General features: G+C 43.3%; 8 protein-coding genes. 3 read left to right on the forward strand and 5 right to left on the reverse strand.

What is annotated here, in order from left to right:
- Positions 1-1,347 (reverse strand): TolC family protein, encoded by a 1,347-nt coding sequence (locus tag BN3769_RS13550; RefSeq protein WP_068471364.1) that lies wholly within the window; start codon positions 1,345-1,347, stop codon positions 1-3.
- A gap of 302 nt (positions 1,348-1,649) precedes the next feature.
- Here BN3769_RS13550 and BN3769_RS13555 point away from each other — a divergent pair, with 302 nt between their 5' ends.
- Positions 1,650-4,307, forward strand: a complete 2,658-nt coding sequence (locus BN3769_RS13555) for an MGH1-like glycoside hydrolase domain-containing protein (RefSeq protein ID WP_068471365.1) — start codon at positions 1,650-1,652, stop codon at positions 4,305-4,307.
- A 76-nt stretch (positions 4,308-4,383) separates the two neighbouring features.
- Positions 4,384-5,118 (forward strand): DUF1796 family putative cysteine peptidase, encoded by a 735-nt coding sequence (locus BN3769_RS13560; protein ID WP_068471366.1) that lies wholly within the window; start codon positions 4,384-4,386, stop codon positions 5,116-5,118.
- Positions 5,119-5,168: 50 nt separating this feature from the next.
- Here BN3769_RS13560 and BN3769_RS13565 read toward each other — a convergent pair whose 3' ends face one another.
- The 4 genes from BN3769_RS13565 to BN3769_RS13580 all read right to left on the reverse strand — a co-directional run bounded on the left by BN3769_RS13565 (position 5,169) and on the right by BN3769_RS13580 (position 10,695).
- Positions 5,169-7,865 (reverse strand): MGH1-like glycoside hydrolase domain-containing protein, encoded by a 2,697-nt coding sequence (locus BN3769_RS13565; RefSeq protein ID WP_068471367.1) that lies wholly within the window; start codon positions 7,863-7,865, stop codon positions 5,169-5,171.
- An 8-nt stretch (positions 7,866-7,873) separates the two neighbouring features.
- Entirely contained in the window at positions 7,874-8,665 is a 792-nt protein-coding gene (locus BN3769_RS13570; protein ID WP_068471368.1) for a bestrophin-like domain, read from the reverse strand.
- A 303-nt stretch (positions 8,666-8,968) separates the two neighbouring features.
- Positions 8,969-9,595, reverse strand: a complete 627-nt coding sequence (locus BN3769_RS13575; protein ID WP_068471369.1) for an HAD-IB family hydrolase — start codon at positions 9,593-9,595, stop codon at positions 8,969-8,971.
- Between the two features lie 161 nt (positions 9,596-9,756).
- A complete protein-coding gene (locus BN3769_RS13580) occupies positions 9,757-10,695 on the reverse strand; it encodes an alpha-1,2-fucosyltransferase (protein WP_068471370.1) in 939 nt (312 codons plus the stop codon).
- Between the two features lie 126 nt (positions 10,696-10,821).
- Between BN3769_RS13580 and BN3769_RS13585 the strand changes: the two genes are divergently transcribed.
- A complete protein-coding gene (locus BN3769_RS13585; protein WP_068471371.1) occupies positions 10,822-11,940 on the forward strand; it encodes a vWA domain-containing protein in 1,119 nt (372 codons plus the stop codon).
- Positions 11,941-11,963 lie beyond the last annotated feature (23 nt).

Consider the following 11,963-nt stretch of genomic DNA (forward strand, 5'->3'; position numbering starts at 1 on the left):
TTAATGTATACACGGTTTATCTGTTAGCAGGCCGATTGCTGCTAAAAGTTGATATTCTCCAATAATGTGATCGATCAAAGCGGCCCAATACGTTTGTTCAGCCGCTCTTAAGGATTTTTCGGCTTGAATGACATCAAAGTTATTTGCCATGCCGCGGTCAAATTTAATTTGGGCCAAATGCAATTCGCTTTGCGCGGTATGAATTTGCTCTTCCTGTACTTGAATGCGCTTAAGCGCTCTTTGAAGCTGGCGAATCGCTTTTTTCACTTCTAAAATTAAATTGGCCTGGGTCTGTTCCAATCCTCTTGCGGCTGTTTCAATGGCCAACAAGCTTTGCTCATAAGCGGCCCGGTCTGCAATGGGATCGAAATCCGTAGAAGTCGTAAAGCCTATTCCCCATGTACTTTCCCGATGGCGCGTACAAGAACGGGTAAAAATTTCATCTCGCCCGCAATTGGCATAATTAAAAACTAAATTCAATTCTGGGTAGAGGTTATTTTTAGCCACTTTGGCCAATCGATAGCTCTCCCGCCACTGGTCTTGCGCCTGATCAATTTCAATGCGGTTTTGCAACGCCAGCTTGACAGCTTCGTCTGTATCCAGCGGATTAGACGTATACACAAGCGGAACCTCGACCTGGATACAGGCATCTAAAGGCAAGGCCAATAAATCGCGTAACATATCTTCGGCGTCTTGCAGCCTTTCCTGTGCACTAGTCAAACTATCTTCCGCATGGTGAAGCTCAATCTCCGCTCGATATACGTCCAAGGCATCCGACAAGCCTATCCTTTCCTTCAATTTGGCCGCTTGATAGAACTTACTAATGCGCTGATAAGATTCTTCATTGAGAGCCAGCGATTTCTGCGCCTTAATGACATCATATAAGCTATTGATCGTGCGAATGATCAGCTGCAACTGCGCCATATAAAGATTGCGCGCGGCTGTCCGCAATGAGAACTGAGCCCCTTTGACACCTGAAAGCTGATAATCGATGCCAAATCCTCTAAGGAGAGGCTGAGAAATCAAGGCCCTCAAATCAGTATGATAATGCTCCTTGGTCTTTAGAATAGACGGGCCTACCGTCACTTGCGTTCCGCTAATAAACTTCTTGCTAAAGTCCAGGCCTCCTCCTACAGACATGCCAGTTCCTTCACGCCCGCCTCCCACATAACCGGCTTTGCCGTTAGGGGCGATATCCAAAGCAAATTCACTAAAGGCAATATCTAAGCCATATTGCGCTTTGGTAACATTATCAGCAGTATTAATCAGCTGCCGATTATAGCGAAGAGCCCTTGTCAAAGCTGATTCCAAAGTCAACTTTATGCATGCCGGCTCCGTCCCCTCCATACACGCATCTTGAGACAGCGGTCTATCCTCTTGGCCGCTCCCCTTGCAGGGACATAAAAATGGAAGCATCAACAGACAGAAATATAATAGACGACAGAGGCTTAACATGATATCTCTGCTTAAGTTTATTTATTTTTAAAATAATTATTTAAATTTTACTTGAGATATAAGTAAAAATAATTTTAAAAAATTAAGAATTAAATTTTATTCCTGCTATAATGAATTTTATAATTTATAATCAATTAAAGACTGTCATCCAATTACGAATCTTTTTGCTTTTCTATCAATGACATAGGCAACTTATGCAGCTTACTCCTGAACATCTGCGTCTGACCGAGCACCATGAGCACAAGGCCAACTGGCGCAAGTGGGGGCCTTACCTAAGTGAACGTGCCTGGGGAACAGTACGCGAAGATTACAGTGAGAATGGAGAAGCCTGGGATTACTTTCCTCATGACCATGCACGCAGCCGGGCTTACCGTTGGAATGAAGACGGCATTGGCGGAATTTCCGATCGCTATCACTATCTTTGCTTTGCCCTTGGCTTATGGAATGAGAAGGACCCAATCTTGAAAGAGCGTTTCTTTGGATTGAATCCCAAAGAGGGCAATCATGGGGAAGATGTCAAAGAGTATTATTTTTATCTCGATAATACTCCTACTCATAGCTATATGAAAATGCTCTATAAATATCCCCAGCAAGCCTATCCCTATAACCAGTTAATTCAAGAAAATCAAAAGCGCAGCTCGCATGAGCCTGAATACGAGCTTCTTGATACAGGCATTTTTGATCAGCACCGTTATTTTGATGTTTGGATCGAATATGCGAAAAATAGCACGGACGATATTTTGATCAAAATGACGGCAGTTAATCGAGGCCCCGATCCGGCTCCTTTGCATTTGTTGCCCACTTTATGGTTCCGCAATACGTGGAGCTGGGGGTATGCAAACGGCCCGATGGGAGATATGGCAAGCAAGCCTCTTTTATTTGCCAAGAATCAAGGCTCTTTTTCCGGCATTCAGGCAGACCATTCTGCCGCCGGCACTTATTATCTTTATGCAGAAGGCAATCCTGAGTGGATTTTTACCGAAAACGAGACCAATCGAGAGCGCCTGTACAATAGTCCTAATCCCACTCCTTATGTCAAAGACGCTTTTGACCGCTTTCTCATTCACCGGCAAAAAGAGGCCATTAATCCAGAAAAGAAGGGAACTAAAACGGCCGCTCATTTCTCCTTTTTAATTCCATCTCAGCAAACTATCAGCATTCGTTTGCGCCTATCCAAAAAAAGTCAGGTTGATCCTTTCGCTGATTTTGACTCCATCTTTTCAGCCAGGCAAAAAGAGGCCGATCAATTTTATGAAGCCATCCACAATTCCATTTTAGACGAAGATGAAAGGCGGGTTCAACGGCAAGCTTTTGCCAGCTTATTGTGGACAAAGCAGATGTATTACTATGACATTGAGCAATGGCTAGAGGGCGATCCCAATTGTCCCCCTGTCCAGCGCGCGCTCAGCCGCAATAAGGATTGGATTCACCTAGTCAACTTTGACGTCATTTCGATGCCCGATAAATGGGAGTATCCGTGGTATGCCAGTTGGGACCTTTCCTTTCATTGCATCCCCCTGACTTTGATCGACCCGGATTTCGCCAAACGCCAGCTGATTTTGATGACCCGCGAATGGTATACCCATCCTAATGGACAATTGCCCGCTTACGAATGGAATTTTAGCGATGTCAATCCTCCTGTCCTTGCCTGGTCGGCCTGGCGTCTTTATAAAATCGACGGCAAGCAGGCCGGCAAGCCGGACCGAAACTTTTTAGAGGCCATCTTCCATAAGCTCCTTCTCAATTTTACCTGGTGGGTCAACCAAAAAGACAAGTTCGGCCATAACGTCTTTCAAGGGGGATTTCTAGGCTTGGACAATATCAGCATTTTCGACCGCAGCACCCCTTTAGAACAAGGTCATATCGATCAATCGGACGGAACAGCGTGGATGGGATTCTATTGCATTTTAATGATGAAGATTGCCATCGAGCTGGCAAGAACGGATCCCGTCTACCAGGACTGTGCGACCAAATTTTTTGAGCATTTCCTAAGAATAGCTAGCGCCATGATTAATCCGGAAAGAAAGGGATTTGCCCTTTGGTATGAAGAGGATGGTTTTTTCTATGACACGCTGCATATCAATAGCACCGTCATTCCTTTGCGCATCCGGTCCATTATGGGCCTGCTTCCCTTATTTGCCGTCGAGACTATTGATGCGAGAATTTTGGATAATCTTCCCATCTTCAAGCAACGGATGGAGTGGTTCTTGAGCCAAAGGCCCAACTACACCAGCACTATGACCTGTGAACAAGATCCAGCTAAAGGAGAAAGACGGCTGATGGCCATTTTGACGAAAGAGCGCCTTCTATCCACCTTGCGCTATATGTTGGATGAGAATGAGTTTCTCTCTCCTTATGGCATTCGTTCCTTGTCCAAATACCATCAAGACCATCCTTATACTTTAACAATCAACGGAGCCCAGCACTGCATCGGCTACCAGCCCGGCGAAGCCGTGTACCGCATGATCGCAGGCGGCAATTCAAATTGGCGCGGCCCTATCTGGTTTCCGCTTAATTTTTTAATTATTGAATCTCTCCAAAAGTTTCATTATTACTATGGAGAAACGCTGAAAGTTGAATTTCCCACAGGATCCGGCAATTGGCTCAATTTAGGCCAAGTTGCAACAGAATTGTCCATCCGCCTGATCGCCCTCTTTCTCAAAAATTCCAATGGTGCCCGCCCCATCTATCCGGAAAAGAGCCTTTTCAATCAAGACACGCATTGGCAAGATCTTATTTTATTTCATGAATTTTTCCATGGCGATCATGGCATGGGATTGGGAGCTAGCCATCAAACCGGTTGGACGGCCTTAGTCGCCAAGCTTTTACAGCAATCCGGCGGAGAGAATTGACCCCTTCTATCTCTTGCTTAATATTCATCAAATAGATAGTTTGATTTTTAATTATTGAGTTAGAAGAGGAACTTCCATGTCCCAACGTCGGATTGCCTATGCGATTTTAAACATTTTCCATCGAGCTCCTGTCAGCACCATTCTTATCTTTGCCTTACTATTTCATTGGAAAATGGCCTATGCGATCGTTCAAGATCGCCCTTACGATGAAGCGGTGAGCTTAGGATATTCCTGCCAAGTTGCCCAGCAATTAAATGATAATGGCATCCGCCATCAAGCCTATCCTTTTGACTGGATGCTTAGCAGTGCGGAAGGCCTGATTTTATTTATTCACTATGCCGGAGCTGGATTTTTAGATTTAGATAAGATCGCCATTGAAGAAAGGGTGGCCGGAACGAATATTTTAATTGTTGCCGACACGCTCTATGGCTTTCGCCTGCTGCATGATTTTTATGATCCTTTCGACACCTTTTATCCAATTGTAAAACAAAAATACGAGCGAAGAATCGCCCGGTTTTTTAATCTGCTCAGATCAAATAAAAAAGTCCTTTTTGTCCGCATTCAATTCACACGCGAACAGGCAGAGCTGTTAGATTTCATCCTGCATACGCTTTATCCGCAATTGACTTATACGATTTTAGCCTTAAATCCAGAGCCTCAAGCCGATTGGGGATTAGAGCGCGTAAAAAATCTTCAACTCCATCAAATTCCCGATGTTTGGTATGGAGACCATACGCGTTGGAGAGAGATTCTGAGCCAATTTAACGTCAAGCCTTCGCCTAATCCACCCCAGTTGCCTACAGGGGAATGAGTCGGCTTGAAAAATGAAAGTCCGGGCCTCTTAAAAGAGGTCCCCTCTTTTTATTTTTTTACCCAGCCGCCAATTTTACCGATCTCAAGCAGATAATGGGGATCGATCGAGCCAAACAGTTTGATCAATACAGCAATTATCCCTGTCCAACCTGTCTGATGGCTTGCCCCGATTCCCGCTCCATTATCCCCATGAAAATATTCATAAAAGAGAAGATAGTCTTTCCAATGCGGATCGCGCTGAAACTTTTCACTCCCTCCAAAAACAGGGCGATTACCTTGCTTATCTGGCAGGAAAATGCTGATCAGGCGATTCCCTATTTCTTGGCTCACTTCAAAGAGGTTCATCATCTTTCCAGATCCTGTCGGACATTCAATTTTGAACTCATCTCCATAATAAAGATAATAATTCAAGAGCGCTCGGATAATTAAAATATTGATGGGCATCCAAATAGGTCCGCGCCAATTTGAATTTCCGCCAAACATGCCTGTATCGGATTCCGCGGGAATATAACTCACTTTGTATTCCTGCCCATCTACATAAAAGATATAGGGATGCTTCAAATGATATTTGGACAGGGATCGAATGCCATAAGCCCCCAAAAATTCATTTTCATCCAACATCTTTGTTAAAATTCTTTGAAGCCTTTCTTTATTAACAAGAGCGGCAATTCCTCTTTCCTTTTGTCCAAAATGCCCAGGCCCAGTCAAGTGAATGTTGTTAAAAAGGTCAGGCATCCGTTTAATGCGCTCAAAGAACTTCTCGACGATTGTTGGAAATAAATCTCTGGATTTTTTCTCCGTAATAGTCGTCGCACACAGGGGAAGTAGTCCCACAATAGAGCGGACCTTCAATCGGTGGGCTGTCCCATCCGGCAAGCGAAGCAAATCGTAATAAAATCCATCTTCCTCATCCCACATGCCCTCCTCTCCCACTCGGTTAAGAGCAGAGGCAATCCAAAGAAAGTGTTCGGCAAATTTGAGAGCCATATCTTCATAAGTGGGATCACTAGTTGCTAAGGCAATGCTTAACTCCAGCATATTTTGACAAAAAAAAGACATCCATGCTGTCCCATCCGCCTGCTCCAGATATCCCCCTGTTGGAAGGGGTTTGCTTCTATCAAAGACTCCAATATTGTCCAACCCCAGAAAGCCGCCTTCAAAGACATTTTTGCCAAAGCGGTCTTTGCGATTAACCCACCAGGTAAAATTGAGCATGAGTTTTCTAAAAGATTGGCGCAAGAAATTCTCATCCATTTTCCCCTTCTCTGCCTCTTCCATTCTTGAAAGAAACAAAGTGGCCCAAGCATGGACAGGAGGATTGACGTCGCTAAAGTTCCATTCATAAGCTGGAATCTGGCCGCTTGGATGAATATAGACTTCCTGAAGCATGAGATCTAGCTGCTCTTTGGCAAAATCCAAATCGACAAGTGACAAGGCTATAGAATGAAAAGCAAGATCCCATGCTGCATACCAAGGGTATTCCCACTTATCGGGCATCGAAATGATATGTCCATTGATCATATGGAACCATTCTATGTTCCGGACATAGCGTCCGCCTCTTCCAAATGGATTGACTTGATGCTCTTGCAGCCATTTATCGAGATCAAAGAAATAATATTGCTTGCTCCATAACATACTAGCCAGAGCTTGACGCATGACTTTTGCAGCTTCTAAACTAATAGAAGGCGGAGTAATAGAGGTATAAAACTCATCAGCCTCTTGCTTTCTCTTAGTAAGAGCCGCCTCAAAGTTTTGACCAAAATTTTCACTCCTTGCCTTAGGCGGCAATTTAGATAAACGCAAGCAGACTGTGGCTGTCTGGCCCCCCTCCACCTTCAATTGGTAGTGGAAAGCCGCTTTAGTCCCCTTCTTTTCCGGATTCACGGCTTCTTTTTGACCATGAATAACATAGTTATGAATGCCGTCTTTAACATAAGGACTGGCATTTGAAGTTCCAAAAATCCGCTGATTGTTTGTGTCATTTTCAGTAAAGAGAAGAGGCACATGGCTATCTGCTTGTAAAATATACTCTCCGAGTTCAGCGTGATGGGCAACTATGGCACTCCCCTCTTTGTCAGCAGCCTCATTAAGCTGTGGCTTTTGCTTGCATTCCCACCATGTCCAGACGTTGCGAAACCAAATGGTGGGAAGAAGATGAAGCGTGGATTCCGCCGGCCCCCGATTGCAAACGGAGATTTTGATGAGCATCTCTTCTGGCGATTCCTTTGCATATTCTACAAAGACATCAAAGTAGCGATCTTCATTAAAAATCCCAGTATCAAGCAGCTCGTACTCCATATCTTGATGGGTTCGCTCTTTATTTTTCTTTATCAATTGTTCATAGGGATAAGCCGCTTGAGGATACTTATAAAGATATTTCATATAAGAATGCGTCGGCGTACTATCGAGATAAAAATAATACTCTTTGACATCTTCCCCATGATTGCCTTCGCTGTTAGTCAGGCCGAACATGCGCTCTTTGAGAATGGGATCTTTGCCATTCCACAAGGCAAGCGCAAAGCAAAGACGCTGTTTGTCATCCGAAATGCCCGCTATCCCATCTTCACCCCAATGATAAGCACGAGATCTGGCCTGATCATGCGAAAAGTAATCCCAAGCCTCGCCATTCTCGCTATAGTCTTCGCGGACAGTTCCCCATTGCCTTTCGCTTAAATAAGGCCCCCATTTCTTCCAGGGAATATCCTGCTCGCGAAAGGCTTCGAGTCGCTTTCTTTCTTCAGACATGACGCTTCCTAATTTTGTTGATTGCTTGTATTAAATTTATTTATCAGATCGATTAAAGGCTGCTGGCTAACTTTAATGAATCCTTCTTGGGGACGGTCAAGGTCTGAAATAAGCGCAATGACTGAAGAAAAAGTCAAAATGAAAAGCAGAGTAATACCAATATAACGGGTATGTGTAAGCCCAAATTGATAGCCTAAAGATCCAATAGCTAGAATCGTCACAAAAAAGAGCGTTCCCCAGATGATAAATGGAATGCGAAGCCGTATACCAATATTGACTCGCTTGGAGTGAAAATCAATCAGGTCATTCAAAGATTGTATGAAAAGCCCCGCAACGACAGAGTTGGGATTTCTCTCCGCTATGGCCACCGCTTGCTTCCATAACTGGTCTTGCAATGCGTCCGATTGTTTGAGTGCCTCCTCTAACTTTTCAGGCTTAAGCGCTTCTACCCGTATGGCAACATACTCTCTCAATAAGGTTCTAATTCGCGTTTGATAGGGGTCAGCCAGATAACCTGCTCGTAGATAAGTTGTTCCAATTGCATTTGCTTCATCTAAAACAAGTTCTCGTCTCTCATCAAATTTTGCTGCTCCCATTCCAAAACTAAAGGCCAATAAGAAGGCTAAAAGACCTAGAGAGGCCGCGACAATCGAACCAATGGGACTGCGATCTTCTTTCTCAGTGATTAAGCGATGTCTCTTTCCTAGTAATACTCCTCCTTCAAACGCAAGCAGGACAACTAAAAAAATGAAAATAAAAACTCCCCATAGGGGGATAATGTTGAACAAACTAAAAAGCATATTAAGAAGCTCTTTGAGTTGTTTATATTCTTAAGATTCAATTAAATCCGAAAATTTTATCTAATCAAAAGTACGCTAAATTGTAAATATTTTTTTTAATCATAACCCGCCTCTTCCGCGCCCTTCCATAAAGCTTAAATCCGCTTATTAAAACCGCTAATGGCCTAGATTCGAGTTTTTTTTCTCTTCGAAGCAAGACATGCTTCCTAGAAAGGAAATAAAATTTCAAATATAGGGATTAAGAATTTAGGACGCTCTAAGGCGATTATGAATCGTAAGAAAGCTTCTCATTTATTGAGATCTTTAACGGGGGACTTTACTTCCGCCAAAATTGCGATAAAAGGGAAAATCAGCCAAGGCAAGCAGCTCTTTGTCTCCCCGGCTATCGCCATAGGCATAAAGGACATATTTATCCTTCTTCCCCATTTTCTCCAGTAAGCGCTTACTTTTTTCCGGTCCCCAGCAGTTGAGATCTTGTAGCCGACCTGTTACGCAGCCTGCTTGATCGAGTTCCAAGCGCGAGGCAATCACGTCGTCAAAACCATGGCGCTGAGCCCAGGGACATAAATAAAACTCTAAGGACGCGCTAATCAACACACATCGATGCCCTGCTCGCTGATGCCAGCGCAAACGCTCAATGGCCTCCGGCTTCAGGTAGGCATCCAAAGACTCTGACGCGTATTTTTTTCCCCACTTTTGCAATTCAGCGTAAGGCATGCCTTTAAAAAAAGAAGCGAGAATTTTCTCTTTAATTTCTTGTCGAGAAAGCGTTTTAAAAAGAAAGTGGATAAAAGAGGGAGTCAGAGCCATCAAGCGACTGGCAGCCTTAAAAAAGCCGGCCTGATAGAAAAGAAAAGGAAGAAGCGAGTCCCGATCAGTCAAAGTATTGTCAAAATCAAAAGCCGCTATAATGGGTAAAGAGGAAGACATGGAGTATTTAAAGCATTAAAAAGATTCTTTCAGATAAATGTTAAGGCAATAGGTATAGCAAGATCAACGAGAATGTGCAAGGAACTCTCACTTTTTCATATAAGCGGAAATGGCATAACGCCTTGCCATCCTTCTCCATTCAAGAAATTGGCTTGCTGCTTTTATTTATTATCGAGGGACTTGCTCTCATAGTCTTGCATGTCAGCCGGATAAGGCGCATTATAATCATAAGGAATGCGTATCCAATGAGGAAAATAAAGGTCATCCAAATTAGGAGCTCCCACATAGTCGGGATGTGTCCAATCACTTGGTGCAACGACCATTTGATGGGGATTTTGGCATAAATAAGCCGCCCACCAAGAGAAAGTAGAATTGGCTAGGATGTGGTGCTTGAGCAATGACATTAAAAATAAATCTTGAATATAGTCATTGCCTTCAATGAAGATCATATTTTTATCTTTAAAGTTGGCAAAATGATGCTTACACCAATTAATGCGGTCGGAGAAGACAACAAAAAGCGTGTCCGAAGGAAAAAGGTCCAAGGCTTTTTTATAGTATTCCAATCCTACAAAGGGAAACATTTTGCCATAGTGCAAGGGAGCATCATAGGTCCTGACATGCACGCTAACCGTGTTGGGATGGGACAAAAGTTCTCCATATTTAAATAACAAGTAATAGCAATCGATCTCTGAAGGAGCAAATACTTGCAAGAGTTTATCGCGGTGGTGGTGAAAGTATTTCCAGGATTGAAAAAAACCAACAAGATAGTGATCGGGACAATACGTAATAGGGGTATATCCAATGGGACCATTAAAAATTTGAGTAAACGGTCGCGGCAGAGGAGAATTGTCCAATCTAAAAAAAATGCGGTTGCGATTATAAGATTGAGCGTAATCGCTTTTATCTAATTCAGGAAAAATTGGCCGCGCTTGATGATCCCATGCATAAGCTAGCGTTGTGGCAATTTGAAAAAGTTGATTGCCCAACTGTCCCATCAGGCGGCAGGTGACATAAGGCTGTTCAACCGAATTAGCAAGAAGGAGAAAAGGAAATAGAAGCCATGTGCCTATGCATGCAAGCCTATACTTATAATAACTCATAGCCCTATCTTAAAATTAGATTTATTTCTGTATATGTAAATTCCGAATGAATTATGCACAAGTAAATTCACGACCGATCAATTGTCACATAGATCTTTCGGACAAACCGTTCGAAGAGGAATAAATATGGATGGAACCTTTTTTGCGCTTGACCATACAGCTTTGGGGATTTTAGCATTGGGTTTGCTTTTGGCAAGCCTTATTAAAATCTTTTTCTTCCCCTCTTCCCTTCCTCCGCATTTTCTTTTTTCGGATGTGAAAACCTTGCTCTATCCCAATCAACGCTCGCGCTTGGCCCATCTACCTAAACGCTTGCATCAATTGGCTTTAGCCTGCTTCATGCTCGCTTTTGCAGACCCTCATTTTTTGTTTCCCAAAAGCCGCCAGCCTCCTCCACATCCTTTTGTGCGCACAGAAATACCGACTAAGGGAATTGCCATCTATCTTCTTCTAGACCAATCCAGTTCGATGGCTGAAACAATTTCATCATTTAAAAGAAATAAAACACAGCCTGCACCCTCTAAATTTTATCTTCTCAAGCAGCTTACCAAACAGTTCATTTTAAGCCGCCCATCAGACTTGATCGGGCTCATCTCATTTGCCCGTGTTCCTAAAGTCATTGTTCCTTTAACCCTTGATCAAGAATCTCTTATCGATCATCTCAATCAATTAGAAGTCGTCCAAAATCCCGAAGAGGACGGGACGGCAATCGGCTATGCAATTTTTAAAACAGTCAGCCTGATTGCTGCGACACGTCATTTTGCGGAAGAATTGCAAGGCAAAGAAAAAGCCGCCTATGAGATCAAGCATGCCATTATTATTGTTGTCACAGATGGCTTTCAAGACCCCAACCGTCTCGATTATGGCAATCGTTTGCGGACAATCGAACTAGATGAGGGGGCTGCTTATGCCAAAAGCCAGGGAGTTCGCTTATATGTGATCAACATCGACCCCCACTTCTCCTCCTCTCCAGAATTTGCCCCTCATCGCCGGCAGATAAAAGCCCTAACAGAATCGACAGGAGGGCAATTTTATGCGGTCAATAAAAGCGAGGACTTGGAGCAAATCTACAATACAATTGACCGCATTGAAAAAGAAGACATTCCTATTGTTTTAAATCCTAAGGAAAATTTGAAAGCCGCCTACAACCGTTTTTCGCTCTACCCTTTCCTCGTCTCGGCAGGAATGTTCTTTTTTCTAAGCGCTGCTTTTTTAGAAACAACTTTTTTAAAAAAAATTCCATAGCTTACGATAAACATAAACACACT

The sequence above is a fragment of the Candidatus Protochlamydia phocaeensis genome (assembly GCF_001545115.1).
Taxonomy (GTDB): Bacteria; Chlamydiota; Chlamydiia; order Chlamydiales; family Parachlamydiaceae; genus Protochlamydia_A; species Protochlamydia_A phocaeensis.